The 15,052-nt window shown below is 45.9% G+C and carries 12 protein-coding genes; 7 read left to right on the forward strand and 5 right to left on the reverse strand.

What is annotated here, in order from left to right:
• Nucleotides 1-20: 20 nt before the first annotated feature.
• Nucleotides 21-233 carry a hypothetical protein gene (locus tag JGK16_RS23160; RefSeq protein ID WP_293192728.1) on the reverse strand — a complete coding sequence of 71 codons (213 nt, stop codon included), beginning with the start codon at nt 231-233 and terminating at the stop codon, nt 21-23.
• Between the two features lie 31 nt (nt 234-264).
• Between JGK16_RS23160 and JGK16_RS23165 the strand changes: the two genes are divergently transcribed.
• Together JGK16_RS23165 and hppD are read left to right on the forward strand one after the other, a co-directional pair.
• Nucleotides 265-972 carry an SDR family oxidoreductase gene (locus tag JGK16_RS23165; RefSeq protein WP_293184845.1) on the forward strand — a complete coding sequence of 236 codons (708 nt, stop codon included), beginning with the start codon at nt 265-267 and terminating at the stop codon, nt 970-972.
• A gap of 645 nt (nt 973-1,617) precedes the next feature.
• Nucleotides 1,618-2,679 (forward strand): 4-hydroxyphenylpyruvate dioxygenase, encoded by a 1,062-nt coding sequence (gene hppD, locus JGK16_RS23170; protein WP_293192726.1) that lies wholly within the window; start codon nt 1,618-1,620, stop codon nt 2,677-2,679.
• Nucleotides 2,680-2,699: 20 nt separating this feature from the next.
• Here the strand turns inward: hppD and JGK16_RS23175 are convergent, their stop codons facing one another.
• Nucleotides 2,700-3,233, reverse strand: coding sequence for a GNAT family N-acetyltransferase (locus tag JGK16_RS23175; protein WP_293192724.1), 534 nt, complete (start codon nt 3,231-3,233; stop codon nt 2,700-2,702).
• Nucleotides 3,214-5,343: a diguanylate cyclase gene (locus JGK16_RS23180; RefSeq protein WP_293198015.1), complete on the reverse strand. Its 2,130-nt coding sequence runs from the start codon at nt 5,341-5,343 to the stop codon at nt 3,214-3,216. Before JGK16_RS23180 ends, JGK16_RS23175 begins: the two co-directional genes overlap by 20 nt.
• A gap of 617 nt (nt 5,344-5,960) precedes the next feature.
• Between JGK16_RS23180 and JGK16_RS23185 the strand changes: the two genes are divergently transcribed.
• On the forward strand, nt 5,961-6,638 hold the full coding sequence (locus JGK16_RS23185) for an HAD family hydrolase (protein WP_293184838.1): 678 nt from the start codon (nt 5,961-5,963) through the stop codon (nt 6,636-6,638).
• Nucleotides 6,639-6,907: 269 nt separating this feature from the next.
• Here the strand turns inward: JGK16_RS23185 and JGK16_RS23190 are convergent, their stop codons facing one another.
• Both JGK16_RS23190 and pgeF read right to left on the reverse strand, forming a co-directional pair.
• Nucleotides 6,908-7,519, reverse strand: coding sequence for a CPP1-like family protein (locus JGK16_RS23190; RefSeq protein ID WP_293184837.1), 612 nt, complete (start codon nt 7,517-7,519; stop codon nt 6,908-6,910).
• A 543-nt stretch (nt 7,520-8,062) separates the two neighbouring features.
• Nucleotides 8,063-8,944 (reverse strand): peptidoglycan editing factor PgeF, encoded by an 882-nt coding sequence (gene pgeF / locus JGK16_RS23195; protein WP_293184835.1) that lies wholly within the window; start codon nt 8,942-8,944, stop codon nt 8,063-8,065.
• A 57-nt stretch (nt 8,945-9,001) separates the two neighbouring features.
• Between pgeF and JGK16_RS23200 the strand changes: the two genes are divergently transcribed.
• From JGK16_RS23200 to JGK16_RS23215, 4 genes are all read left to right on the forward strand, one after another.
• On the forward strand, nt 9,002-9,130 hold the full coding sequence (locus tag JGK16_RS23200) for a hypothetical protein (protein ID WP_293203426.1): 129 nt from the start codon (nt 9,002-9,004) through the stop codon (nt 9,128-9,130).
• Between the two features lie 521 nt (nt 9,131-9,651).
• Nucleotides 9,652-11,424: a M23 family metallopeptidase gene (locus JGK16_RS23205; protein ID WP_293192721.1), complete on the forward strand. Its 1,773-nt coding sequence runs from the start codon at nt 9,652-9,654 to the stop codon at nt 11,422-11,424.
• Between the two features lie 293 nt (nt 11,425-11,717).
• A complete protein-coding gene (locus tag JGK16_RS23210) occupies nt 11,718-14,105 on the forward strand; it encodes a hypothetical protein (RefSeq protein ID WP_293184832.1) in 2,388 nt (795 codons plus the stop codon).
• A gap of 15 nt (nt 14,106-14,120) precedes the next feature.
• Entirely contained in the window at nt 14,121-15,038 is a 918-nt protein-coding gene (locus JGK16_RS23215) for a glycosyltransferase (protein ID WP_293184831.1), read from the forward strand.
• Nucleotides 15,039-15,052 lie beyond the last annotated feature (14 nt).

Genomic DNA, 15,052 nt, shown 5'->3' on the forward strand with positions numbered 1-15,052 from the left:
TATTGGTTATTGGTTATTGGTTATTGGTTATTGGTTATTTGTTTTCCATGCCCAATTGCCAATTGCCAATTGCCAATTGCCAATTCCCAATTGCCAATTCCCAATTCCCCATTCCCAATTCCCCATTCCCAATTCCCAATTCCCAATTCCCAATTCCCCATGCCCCATGCCCCATGCCCCATTCCCCATCCCTCCGCTTCGCTTCGCCCAATTCCCATAACTTGAGTTATCATACAATCTGGACGTAAAGAAATGTAAAGGGATATGCAGGACAAAGTTGTAGTTGTGGTGGGTGCGACTGGCGGCATCGGTTCAGCAGTAGCCCGAAAACTCGCCGACGCGGGTGCGACGCTAGTGCTCGCCGCCAGAGACAGCACCAAATTAGACGCTTTAGCCAGCGAAATTTCGACAACAGAGGTACTGTGTGTACCGACAGATATCACCGATTTGTCGCAAGTCGAGACGCTGATGCAGAAAGCTGCGGGGCATTTCGGGCAAATTGATGCCCTCGTAAACGCTGCCGGTGCGGGAATTCTCAAGCAGTGGAACAAGTTAGAACCCGCTGATTTAGATGCGATGCTTGACTTGAACTTGAAAGGCAGTTTTTACACATCTCAAGCAGCCGCAAATGTGATGAAAGACCGCAAATCCGGTCACATCTGCAATGTCATCGGGATTTTGGGCAAGCATTCGATGGCGATGGGAACGGCCTATTGTGCTTCAAAGTTTGGGGTAGTTGGTTTTAGCAAGTGCATGGCAGATGAGCTGCGACGCTACGGCATTAAGTTTACGCTATTCTATTTTGGTGGGGTGGATTCTCCGTTTTGGGATAATGTGAGTTTGAAGGTAGATAGGTCAAAAATGCTGAGTACCGAAACCGCTGCCAATGCAATTATGTTTGCTCTTGCTTCTGACCCGCAAGCTGTGCCACTAGAAATTAATATTCAGCCAGAAAGTCATTTGTTCTTTTAGTAATTTGTTTGGTGTTCCACACGCAAAAAATGAGTTTGTATGGTGCTTTCATAGCACTGATTTACCCAACTCGATACTTCCCAGATTTTAGAAAAAAGTTCAATCTTCGAGATTTATCTGTGGAGTAAATCTCATGGCTGATTCCTTCTAGTATCCCACAGACGATTTACCAGAAATAATTGGTTGAAAGCCTCTGGGTTTGGCGTAAAAATTAAAATTAGAGGATTCATTACTCCAATCTTCAGACTTTCATGTAGAGGTTGCCCTCTGGCTGTCCCAGGTCAACTGTCAACTGTCAACTGTCAACTGAATGAAGTAGTAGGGTGCGTCAGTCACTTCTGGTTCCCCACCTGAAAATTAGACTAATCGCTGACGCACCCTACAATATCGCAAGCGATCGCTCGTACTGTCAACTGTCAACTGTCAACTGTCAACTGTCAAAGTCATCCCAAACACCGTCTTTCTTTTAAGTGCCGATGTATTTCTGCCTTCAGAGGGAGCTAAGATATTCAATTTTTGGGTTATTATTAAGCGATTAGACAAAAAAACAATGAAAAATCTCCATTTCTCAGTCTCTCCCTTGCCATTTAACCGTGAAAATCAGCCGATTTTCAACTTTTCACGTTCCATTTTCAATTATTGATTATGGAGTTTGACCGCATTCAGTTTTACGTTGAAAATGCTCGAGTATCCCGCGACTGGTTTGTCAGCCACTTAGGCTTTCAATCAATAGCAGGTTATGCCAACAGCGACACTCGCACTGAGGTTGTCAGCAGCGGCAATATATGTTTTGTTTTATCTTCGCCTCTGACACCCGCTAGTCCCGCTGCTACTTGGTTGGAGTTTCATCCTCCGGGGATTGCCGATGTGGGCTTTCGGGTTAAAAATATCGAATTAGCGATCGCTAGAGCGCAGGTGGCAGGTGCTAAAATCCTGAAACCGATTCAAGAAGATCTAAAGGCAGGAGGCGGTTTTAAACTCGCACAAATCTCTGGCTGGGGAGATTTAAGCCACACGCTTGTTGAGCGAATTGGCGAGAATTCACTGCTGCGTGCTTCTTCTGGGCCGCCACTGTTGACTCTGATCGATCATGTAGTGTTAAATGTTGAATCTGGCGATTTGTCAAGTGCGGTTAGTTGGTATCAAAAAATATTAGGTTTTGAGCCGCAGCAAAATTTTGATATTCAGACTGAGAAGTCTGCTTTGCGAAGCCAAGTTATGGTACACGCTGAAGGTGGGGTGCAATTCCCGATTAATGAACCGGCATCATCTAATTCTCAAATTCAAGAGTTTTTGAGTGCAAATCGAGGGCCGGGAATTCAGCACATGGCTTTGCAAACGGATCGCATTGTGCAGGTTGTTGCCGATTTGCGATCGCGCGGTTTGCCTTTTTTGCCAGTTCCTCCAACATATTACTCGCAATTGCGGCGGCGGCAAAACTATTTGCCCGCAGATTGGCAAGCAATTGCAGCTTCCGAAGTTTTGGCAGATTGGCAAGAAGATACTCCCGCTGCGATGCTGCTGCAAATCTTTACCCAGCCAATTTTTGCCGAACCGACTTTCTTTTTCGAGATTATTGAGCGTCGAGTTACTTTAGTTAATGACAAACTGGTGCAAGCTGGAGGTTTTGGGGCGGGTAATTTTAGAGCTTTGTTTGAGGCAATTGAACGGGAACAAATGAAGCGGGGAAGCTTGATCGATGATTGATAAAACTTCCACTTTTGAGTTCATGCAGCCTTGTCGAGCAGCAGTGCAATATCCGTCCACCCGTAAGCAATTTCTTTGACTAAAACTCCAGCTCTACTTGTCTGTTGTTCCTCCACTTTTTTGCCTCCTAAAAATTCATAAAACCTGCAAGCAGAATTGTCTCCCAGTACCCAAGCCAGCATCGAGTTCAAACTTAATTCTGCCAATTTTGTGGCAACCGATCGCACGAGTTGTCGCCCAATTCCTTGACGCTGATATTCCTCCAAAATATAGATGGCAAATAATTCTCCTCGATAAACATATTTGCCCGTGCGCTCGCAACCGCCGGCAGCAAAACCTACAACTTGTCCCGAGTTATTTTCAGCAACGCAGACATAATCGCCAGTATTTTTGACGTTTGACAGGATTTCTTGCCAATTGTTTTCTCGTTTTTCATAGGACAGCTTGGCGAGGTAATCTGCCGGTATGATGTTTCGGTAAGCTGTCCGCCAAGTGTCGAGATTAACCTGTGCAATTGCAGGTGCATCAGCGATTTTAGCTTCTCTCACAATCATCAGAAAAAACTCCTTTCTCGCCCTGGCATCGTATTTGAGAATCTACGCAAACAATCCGATCGCGCCCTTCTAGTTTAGCTCGATACAGCGCGCGATCGGCCTCCCCAATCAACCACTCCAAAGATTGTTCAGCAGCGGGCACAGCACTAGCTGCGCCCATACTCGCCGTCACAGACTCACTTACCTTTGAAGCTTCGTGGGGAATTGCCATAGCATTCAAATCGCTGCGAATTGATTCAGCTACCCGCATTGCTCCCTTAGCATCAGTCCCGGACAAAATTACTGCAAATTCTTCCCCACCGTAGCGAGCCGCTAAATCACCTCCCCGGTGAGCGTTTCTGTCTAAAATTTCAGCAACTTTTTTGAGACATTCATCGCCTCCTTGATGCCCGTAGCGATCGTTGTAAAGCTTAAAAAAATCTAAATCGATCAAAATTAAAGACACTGGCTGTTTCTCTCTAGTCATCCGCTGCCATTCTGATTGCAATGTTTTGTCAAAACAGCGACGGTTAGCAATCTGAGTCAAGCCGTCCACAGATGCGAGTCTGTGCAATGCCTGATTAGCAGATTCTAATTCTAATTTAGCCTGTTCTAATGCTACATTTTGCTGAGCCAATTTTTCACTTTGCTGTTTTTCTTGCTCGTACAAAAACCGGATGGAAGCTTCAGCTTCTTGCAATTCTTGCTCCGCATATTTGCGCTTGACAAACTGTCCTAATTGGGAACCTATTGCCGCCATCATTTGCAGTAAGTCTTCATCCGACGGCTGTTTTTCCCGGCAGAAAAAAGTCATTACCCCTACAACTTGACCGCTAGCACGAATTGGGAAACCGAAGGCCGATCGCAATCCTGCTTTAGCAGCTAAGTGCGATCGCATAAAATTGCCATCCTTAAGAAGATCCGTAATCCATTGCGGATAACCGGTGTTCCACACTATTCCCGGTAAACCCGTACCAGGCTCTAGGGTAATCTGCTGGCAATTTTCCACAAACTCCCCAACTTCACTTCCCCGCCGCCAAACTCCCACTCGAAGCAAAAAAGGGAGAATATCTTCAACGTTACTATCTGGTGCAGCAAACAAAAATGGTATTCGATCGTGCGTATCTTCGGCATCAAACTTAGTATGTTTTTCATCCACAGGCGTCCAAAGTTCACCGATATCCCACCCCAAACTTTCACAAATAGCTTGCATAATTTTCGGAGTGGCGCTCTCTAAAGAACCAGATTCTGACATGATGCGAGCTACTGCATATTGTGCTGCTTGACGCTTTTTTGTCCGTTGTTGCTCGGTGATATCTCTGCCCACATAGACAAAATCTTGTATAGTTTTGTTGTCTGAGTGCTTGCTTTCTATACTTGTCTCAATAGTAGAGCAGGAAAATGCAACTGTCAGCTTTGAACCTTTTTTAGTTGTACAAGCTACTTTTACTTGATGCCAAGATTCATTTTTTAGTTCAAGAGGTAGCTGACTGACTTGACGCAATAATTCCTCGTCCGCCGTAATCATCGAGATTGGTTGACCGATTAATTGTGATTCGGTATATCCAAACAATAGTTGGGTGGATTGATTGACCTTTTTGATTTCTCCCGCTTGCGTTGTCACCAATAAAATATCATTTATGGAGTTAAGAATTTTATCAATATAGTCGCGAGCGTTAGCCAAGTAATCGACTTTAATACTGTTTTCGTTGGCTGCTTGAACCATACTTTGCTGAAGAGCAGCAGTGTCTGTTACATCTTCGCAGAAAATAATTAATCTCTCAGGATTGAGCTGCTCTTTCTGACCAAAAATATACAAATCTAGATAAAAATAAGAGCCATCATTTAAAACTCTGGTAACAGATTTTAATTGGAAACTTGGCTGTCGTTGTTCTAGAATATCGTCTAGCAGTTCTTCAATTCCGATCAGTTCGGGAAAACTATCGCGCACATCTTTGCCTTGTTCCAATTCATCAGGAATTTGGGCAAAATCTTGTACGTTCAAGGATGTTTCTTGAATCTTCAGTTCCCGATCGACTGCAAGGTATTCAATGCGACGCAAGGATAACAATTTGTCAAGCAGATTGTTAATGTTTTGGGAGCTAATCTGTAAACTTAATTTGGGAAGCATCTCGTTATTATAAACCATCAGACTCTAGGGTTAGCAGATAAAATTAGTTGTTGTTTTGGTGCTTGCTATTTCTCATAGAAATTTTGATTCTGCTGGATGCCAGCAACTATTCTCGCTGGCTAATTTATCGACACAATAAATTTGGGATTCTCCAAGCTTTTTTTTATTTAAAATTATTACTTAGACCAACTTTTTTGTGAGCAAGCGCAGTCAAAATCAGCCTCTATTGAGGTTTGGATTTATTAACAATACCTAGCGGTTGGCCGTATTTGTACAGCAAATTTTAAATTGTAGATTCCCTGATAATAGGGAGCATCTCATTTTGGCAAAAAGCTTTTTTTTGTTGTAGTGAGAGCTTAAGAGCTCGCTTTGTTTTAACAGCAAGCGAGCGGGGACAGCACTACAAAATCAAAACTGAGATGCTCCCTGATAATATTTGTTACAACCGCTACAGTTGATGATTGGCACAGTTGAATTAAACTATTGCCTTTAATTAGCACCATTCCTATAGACACTACCTCCCCTGGGTATTTGTGTCAAGTTTTGTAAAGGATCTGTGACATTAAAGTGATATAATCTCTAACAATTTGTATAAAATTTTCAAAATACTCTGCTCAATGCTGAGACTTATCACCGACTTTGACGGCCCGATTATGGACGTGTCCGATCGCTATTACGGAGTTTACCAGCAGTGTCTGGCCGAGACTCAGCGTGAGGGCCAAACAGTGCACGAACTCCCAAAAGCCGAGTTTTGGGACATGAAGCGGGCGCGGGTTCCCGAAACCGAAATCGGCATTCTCTCAGGATTAGACGCAGCCCAAGCCCTCGAATTTGCCCAGAAACGGCGTCAAACTGTCCACACGCTGCCGTTCCTGATTTACGATAAACCAGCCCCTGGAGCCGTGGAAACCCTGGAAAAGGTGCAGCGCGCTGGAATAGACTTGGCGGTGATGACTATGCGTCGCGTCAGGGAACTAGACGAGGCTTTCAACCGCTGCAATTTAGGGCATTTTTTCCCAGAAAACCGTCGCTATTGCCTCCCCAACGATTACGTCAAAACCGGGGATGTCAAAGATAAGCCCCTGCTGATGGCAAAAGCTCTCGCTGAACTGCCGCCTGCTTCTGAGCTTTGGATGGTGGGGGATACGGAGGCGGATATTATAGCAGCAAAAACTCACGGTGTCAAGGTAATTGGTGTTTTGTGCGGCATTCGCGATCGCACCCAACTAGAAATGCACCAACCGGATTTAATTGCTAACAATTTGAGCGAAGCTGTTGAGATTATTTTAGGATAGTTATTAGTCAGTTGTCAGTTGTCAACAGTTATCAATCATTAGTCAACAGTCAATAGTCATTAGTTATTGTTAATTAGTAATTGGTAATTGGTAATTGGTAATTGGTAATTGGTAATTGGTAATTGGTAATTGGTAATTGGTAATTGGTAACAATCAACTAACTACTAACACCTAAGAGCTACGAACCAACCAATAACAATTAACCAATAACAATAATTAACAACTGCCAACTGTCAACTGCCAATTGTCAACTGTCAACTGACAACCGACTATCGCAGAAAACTGCTGACCAGCCAAAGAATTAAAAACGTAAACAAAGCGATAAATTTCTCTGTTGTGATAAATGCCGTACTGAGCAAAGGGCCCATAAGACCTCCCAGCACCAAGCCTATAACCAAGCCAGCCACAGTCAGCAGCACAGCCCGACCAAATTTTTGTTCCTTGCGATTAAGAAAATAAAGACAAGAGCCGACCCCAAGAGCCAGAGTCAACTGTAGTAAAGAATCGTTAGCCGCTGGATAAATACTCAGTCCGCCCAATCCCACATAAACTCCAGCCGGCCACAAAATATCGGCTCGACTAGGAGTATCGATCAGGCGCTGCAACCAAGCTGGGCTGCCGGACGGAGCAGATGGAGTAAAGCTGGCGGGTGGGGGAGCCACTCGTTCGGGAAAGCGGATGCGTTCGGGTACTTTTATTTTCCCTTCCTGTCGCTGGCGGAGGCGATCCATGAGGATCGCGTCGTAAGCAACTTCGATCGATTCCAAACGTTTCTTGTCGCCGCTGTGCTGCTCGGCTAGACGGGTGCGGGCCTCTTGCACTTCATCAAAGGAAGCATCTTCATCGACTTCAAGCAGTTGATAGGGAGTTTGCTCACTCATAAAAACACTCGGTAAGTGGGAAACTCAGCGACTTTAGTCCTGAGAGGGAAACGGCTCGGCGATTTCAATCGCCTTAAATCTTTCTTTATCCATTACCGCCTTGGAGTTGCTCGACTTGGTGTACTTTTGTAATGTACTTTCGATGGGACAATTACCATCTCAAATTTTACAACCCTGTACGCATAATGTTTGCTCTTTTGGAGCCTCCCTTACGGGGTAATGTTCGTGCAGACCTGGTTATAAAGGCTTGTTAGACCTGCAACACTGTAAAGCGTGACTTTAAAACTGTTTAATTGCAGATGACAGAGCCCAAAAGCAATTTCTTACAAGCGAGCGTGGCGTTGACTCCCTGAGTTCCTGACAAAACTTTTTGGTATGCGGAAAACTCAGCGTCTTGAGACCTGAGAGGGCTGCAACGAAACGAGGCTAGAAGGTAGAAGGCATTCGGCATTCCGAAATAAAAATTTGTCAATCCAAAGATTGTTATTTAGATTGTGATTTTTTAAGCCGGCAATCTTAAATTTTACCTTGTGCCGAATGCTTTTAGCAGGAACTTGTGTTAGATGTGCTGACAATTCCCGACCACTGGATTTTTTTTAGTCGATCGCGGCGGTAGGAAAAAAAGCGAGCCGAGTCAGAATAAGTACAGAAAGGAGCGATCGCCACTTGAGAAGAATTAATTCCCAACTGCTGCAATTGCAGAGCATTGCAGAGGCGAACATCCAACCGTACCTTTCCCGGTTCTGGATCGGTCAACACAGGTGATTCGGGTAGTTGGTGTAAAAATTCCAGAATGCCGTCGGCTGTTGCACCAACTGCATTCTGAGGAGTAATCGTGGCTCCCAATTGGGCTGCCACTTCCACAGATACCTGGTAAACCTCTCCACCGATCGCCGGCCCGAGAGCAATCTTCAGATTTTCTAATTGACTGCCTTGTGCCACAAGTTGAGCGATCGCCTCTGGTAATATCTTAGCAGCAGTCCCGCGCCAACCAGCGTGAACGGCGGCCGCGAGTCCCGTGCCGCTATCAGCAATTAGCGCCGGTACGCAGTCAGCCGAGCAAACCCACAGCGCCTCAAAATCTCGCGATGCTACCAAGCCATCGGCCTGGGCATAGGTGGGGGTAGCTGTTTCCGGGTCTAGAGCCACAACTGGGGGCAATAGATCGGTTTTGAGTACGACATTGCCGTGTACCTGTTGGAGACGGTAAACGGGAGATCCTGGTGCTAAAACTTCCGTGAGATCGATCGGGCCGCGCGGCGAGAAATCGCGAGTAAAAAAGCCGTGAGACCATCGATCGAGCAAGCTGCAAGTCAGATAGGGCAAGCCTTCGGCACTCTGCTGCCACTGCCAGCTAATACCGTCAGGTTGTCCGGTACGTTCAGAGTCAGGAAAATTTGTCAAGCGATCGCCAGCTAAAGCCATGAAACTTATCCTTCCCCAAGTGAGTCATTTCCTTTGTATTTTAGACAATTAACAATTTTGCTACTTAGTTTAAATGGGCGATCGGCAAAAATTGGGGGAGATGGGGAGATGGGGAGATGGGGAGATGGGGAGATGGGGAGATGGGGAGATGGGGAGATGGGGAGATGGGGAGATGGGGGAGCTTAATTCACAGACACGAACGCCAAAGCGCTATTATCAATGTGGCCGTCACAGGCTAGTTGGCAGTGCAATGATTGGGATCGGAAAAACCAGGGTATCGATCGCGAATCGACACAGCATTCGAGCTGTTCGACGCGAAAAAAAATTGCCTTAAGCCCGTTCAATAGTTGACAGTTGACAGTTGACAGTTGACAGTTTGAGAGCGACCTCTACCTAGAAGAAAGAGGATTGGAGTAATGAATAGTCTGATTTTCATTTCTCCCGAGCAGGGTTCCGGCTTTCAACCAATTACTTCTGGTAAAATCAGTTAAGTCTGTATAAAGATAAGGATTGCCATACACTTCGATCCAGACCCTGCCAAAAAACAGATACTTGCTTTCCGACTCCTGTCGCCAGCAGCCCAAAACTTTAGACTAAGATTCCTCCTCCCAGAATTCAAAGCTGCGAGTAAATCTAAAATCTAAAATCTAAAATCTAAAATCGACTAATCTTCTTGCGCCCCCCTGTTGAGTTGGGAAAAAAAAATCGTGAAACCAGTTCCAGACAAGCAAATAACAGCCCAGTTGAACACCAAACAGCAAAAAAATCACCCCACAGGCGCCCGGACTCGATCGCGCCTTTTGTCCGAACGCTCAATGCTGGTGGGACTAGGTTGCCTTGCCAGTCTGGGACTGCTGAGCAAAGGCATAGTTTGGGCCCAAACTGAAACTCCGCCAGCAGAACAAGCCGTCCCCGGCGCAGCAGAACTTCAGCCACTATTTGAAGCACCTCTGGCGCCCCCGGAACCCGAAGCCCAAGTGCAGCGAGAACCAGATCCCGAACCCCAGGCAGAAGTTCGGGCCCCATCGCCAGATTACGTCACCGAACAACCTCCGGCCCAATATTATCTACCGGAACCCGCACTGATTCCCTTGCCAGAAGCGACGGCCCAGGAACCTCCTTTTGAAGCACCAGTTAACCCAGAAGCCCGCGCTGCCACCGACCAAACAGACTACAGTGTTGGCGCTACCAGCCAATACGAAGCGCCTACAACGATCGAGTTTGCAGAAAGATCGACAGGCTGCGAAGGTTCCGTGTCAGCAGGACAAGGAGTTGGCGGTTTGTGCGGGCCTGCCGCTGTTCCCGAACCCGTGACAGCAGAAGCAGCCCCTCCCAGTTACAGCCCAGAAAGGCCGATCGCCGGAGGGCCCAACTACAACCCGCAAACTCCCAGCACAATTGGCCCTTATATTGCCACCCCTCCTTCTCGAAATCTGCCACAAAGCCCCGGGACTGTTCCGAACCTTCCGGGCAATGTTCGGGGAACTGTCGCCGGAAATAATAGCGGAAATCCTATCAGTAAAGTAGGTCAGGCCGCTCAACAAGTAGGCAACCAGCTTTGGGGACAGGGCAACCAGTCGGAATCTGCTTACACACCTCCGGGCTACTCAGCAGACAGCGGATACCCAGCTAACCCCGGATACTCAGCAGATGCTGGATACTCGATTAACACGGCAGCCTACGCCGCTGGCCCACCCGAACCCAGCATGGGACTAGGGCCAGTGCAAGTCGGCGCGATTAGTGTCAGCAGCGGCAGCAATACAGGTTTTGCTTACTACAATCTCACCCCGCGTCCCTTGGGCCGGCCTGGAAATGGCAACACCAGCCTGCTGTTTCCGCTATCGATTGCTGCGGAAATTACTTCACCCTTTGGGTGGCGGACTCATCCGGTTATGGGCTACGGTAGGTTTCACACCGGAACGGACTTGGGAGCCCCGATGGGAACGCCCGTACTGGCCGCTTATGCGGGTCAAGTGGCGATCGCCGATTGGTTGGGCGGCTACGGTTTGACGGTGGTTCTCAACCACAGCAAACAGTCTCAGGAAACTCTCTACGGACACCTTTCAGAACTGTTTGTCAAACCAGGAGAGTGGGTGAAACAGGGTGATACGATCGGGCGTGTCGGCAGTACAGGAATGTCTACAGGGCCTCACCTCCACTTCGAGGTTCGGCAAATGACTGCTCAGGGTTGGGTGGCGATCGACCCCGGTGCTCAGCTAGAATTCGCTGTAGCAAAAATGATCGGCACTTTGGAAACCGCCAAAATACCCCAAATGCCAAAATTTGTGGAAACACAAAGCGCTAGTGCACTCAAGGATTTGGAAAACGATCTGCCCCAGCTTCCACCTCTGCCGCTGGGAATGGACATCGAAGTTCACAACCTCCAGCCGCCATTCCCAGAATTGTTAAAAACTGACACTTCTGCATCCAAGGATAAAGAAGCCTCCAAACCCAAAATTCAGAAGCAAGCTAGCAGATAGGTTTTTTATCAGGCAATACGCTTGAGTTAACACTGTTTCTTGCCCGGAGATCCCCCTAAATCCCCCTTAAGAAGGGGGACTTTGATCGAGTTCTTGTCCCCCCCCTTTTTTAGGGGGGTTAGGGTGGATCAGCCTTAACCCAAGCGTATTGTTTTATAAGCACTCAAAGTACACACTACAAACAATCAAATAGGTTCGTAGTGAGGACTTTAGTCCGCATCCATAGAAGGACTAAAGTCCTCACTACAAACAATCAGCAAGAGCCTCCCATAAAAATTGGTAAATAGTAGCTTATGCTAATAGCGCAGTATTTGTGGGAATTAATTTTATTTCTGATTATTATAGTCGGGCCGATTCCCCTAAGCTTGTCTCTGGCCTTCGAGAATCACAAGGAAAACAGTAACTATTCATTTCCTCATTTTCTCCTCGTACTTTTGACGGGATGGAGTCTTGCACAAATTTGTATAGGTTTGATTTTAGGAAGTGCCGATCGCCTAAATCTTGCTGCGGTCATTATAGCAGAAATGCTGATTTGTGCGATCGGCTTAATTCTGATTTATGCCAAAAACCAGAAATCTTTTAGCTTCTCGCAGTGGCAGATTCCCCAACTCAAGCAACCTCTGATCCCATCCGAACTCCTAATCATTGGTGCCACCGCATTTGCAGGATTTGTGTTGTGGGAAACCCTAGCAACTAAACCCACAACAAATTATGACTCATTGTGGTTTCACCTACCTGTAATTGCCAGATGGTATCAAACCCACTCATTTACATTCTTAGATGCCGCCGGAAATTGGATTTTTGAACACGAGCAAGCCCGAGTATATCCCTACAATTGGCACGTCTTGTCTGCTTTGTGCGTACTCCCCTTCAAAGAAGATTTTCTCACAGCTTTTCCCATGCTAATTGCCTGGGTACTTGAAGGAATTGCAGTCTATCTATTGAGTATAAAATTTGGAGCAACGAGATTTTATGGCATGGCAGCAGCATCTTTAGTATTGACAGTACCGATGATGCTCAACCAAGTTAACACCATTCACCCAGACTTACCGCTAGCTGCGATATTTACAGTTGCTTTATATTTAGGTTTATCCTATCACAGCAGCCGATCGCAATCCGAGCTATCCCTATTTTTGGCATCTGTAGGAATGATAGCCGGAATTAAAATCACTGCCCTAGTCTATGCAGCCTCACTTTTAGGAGGATTAGCAATATTAGAAATTAAAAGATTCATCGTTAATAAAAATTCTACACGAACTAATTTTAGAATTCGCCACATCAAACCAGTCTTGGTGTGCGGCATACTTTGCTGCTTGTTTTTAGGAGGTTTTTGGTATGCGAGAAACTTGCTGCATATCAATTATCCTGTTGGTGATTCCCGCGAGATTAACATTCCCTTACAGCCTGTTGCCCCACCGTCTCCAGTAGCATCCCCAAAACCTCCAGTAGCATCCCCAAAACCTCCGGTAGCGTCTCCAAAACCTCCGGTACCTGGGCCAAAACCTCCGGTAGCGTCACCAAAACCTCCCGTACAGCAGCCAACACCTACCATACCTGCGCCTTCAGCTTCGCCACTTTTGAAGATTTGGCAAAGCACTTTAGCCGCTCAATTTAATCCCAGTAATATTTCCCACTGGCAAATGTTCGGCTTGCAAGTCCTCATTAGATTGCAACTGCCATTTCTGGCGATCGCACTTCAGGCCTCTTCAGCACCTCTAGCTTTGATCCAAGGTAAAACCAGGATAATCAATCAAAACAATATCATTTTAACCGTAGTTCTTGCCAGCACCGGAATTCTCTACGTCATTACACCTTACACCTCCGGGACTGCCGGAGAGGCGATCGGTCAACTCAGTCCTTTACTCGGTTTTAATCTCAGATACGGCTTTCCCTTTTTAAGCTTACTGGCGATCGCAGCAGCAGCAACCGCAACTCTGCTCAAAACTCGCAAGCAAGTAATTGTAGCAGTTGTTTTAATTAGCAGTATTTCCGGCATTATTAGCAACACAATTTTTGACCTAATTAAAAATGCTTCTTTTACCGGAAAGAGTATTGTTTGGGGAAGTTGGTTGATTGACAGATTTAAATCTCATTTTGCCGAAGCCATCAATCTGGTAATAAAAATATTAGCGCCCCGTTGGCCAGATTTAGGAATATACCCATTGATTTATGTTGGATTACTGCTACTAGCTGGGATTCTATTTAAGCGCAATCCTAGTTTAATTGGCTTGAAAAATCTACTCGCTAGCTTGAAAAAATCAAGTTACATAATGATAATTTGTGTCTGCATAGCATTGATGGTAAGTGCTACTTGGGTGGCGAGGGAAAAGCGAGATGTTGCTCGCGCCGAACTGTATCGCGGCATTTACGAATATATTGACAAAAATACAGTACCCAATGAAAAAATCGGCTTCTTTTTAAGTTACCGCAGCTACCTGTTTTACGGGAAAAATTTGGACAGACAAGTTTTATATGTGCCGTTTAGAGCCGATCGACTTCCGGCATGGATGGACAACCTCCACAAAAATAACATTAAGATGGTAGGATTCGGGCCCCTGACTGAGATGGACGAATACACCAAACTAGCTTTATCTTGGCTGACAAGTCCCGAGGGCCCGCTGCAACCAGTTTTCGGCAAAGATTTTAATACTGAGTCGGTACTGTATCGCTTAAAATATTAAAATATATGAGTTAGAATGAACACAACTAAAACTCTATTTTCAATTATAGTTCCGACTTACAATCGCCCCGAGAAATTAGCGCAGTGTCTTCAGTCTTTTGTGGAACTAGAATATCCGCGCGATAAGTTTCAGGTGATTGTCGTCAACGACAGCACCGAAATATCTGTAGAAAATACAATATCCCCTTTTCAAAATGGGTTAAATCTCACACTTTTGACACAACCCAACTCAGGCCCCGCAACGGCGCGAAATACTGGGGCTTTTGCAGCCGAGGGTAAATTTTTAGTGTTTACAGACGATGACTGTACTGTGGCGGCAGATTGGCTGCAAAATCTAGAAAAGCGATTTGTGGAAACACCAGACTGTTTGATCGGAGGTCGAACTGTCAACGCGCTGCCGGATAATATCTATTCTACTGCCAGCCAGCAACTGATCGATTACCTTTACAGTTATTACAATGCTATTGGCGATCGCGCGCAATTTTTCACTTCTAACAATTTTGCCCTTCCCGCTGAGGCTTTCCAGAAAATTGGCGGGTTTGACACGACTTTTTCGCTAGCGGCTGGAGAAGATAGGGAATTTTGCTTTCGCTGGCTCAATTTGGGAGGCCGCGCGGTCTATGCTCCCGAAGTTACAGTCTATCATTCCCACGCACTAACTCTGCGGAAATTTTGGCGGCAGCAATTCAATTACGGTAGAGGTGCTTTTTTGTTTGGGGAAATTATCTCGAAAAGTGGGGCTAAGGGGAAACGGCAACATCCGTCATTTTATCTGAATTTGCTAACTTATCCATTTTCCCAGGGATCGGGTATTCAAAAGCTATTAATTGCTGCTTTGTTTTTGGTTTCTCAGGCGGGAATTGCGGCGGGGTTGTTTTGGGAGAAAAATGTTTTTGTTGAGAAAGAGTTTGTCGATAGGGGGCGTCAGTTTTGAGCAGATGCAGACGG

The organism is Microcoleus sp. PH2017_09_SFU_O_A (assembly GCF_020738625.1).
Classification (GTDB): domain Bacteria; phylum Cyanobacteriota; class Cyanobacteriia; order Cyanobacteriales; family Microcoleaceae; genus Microcoleus.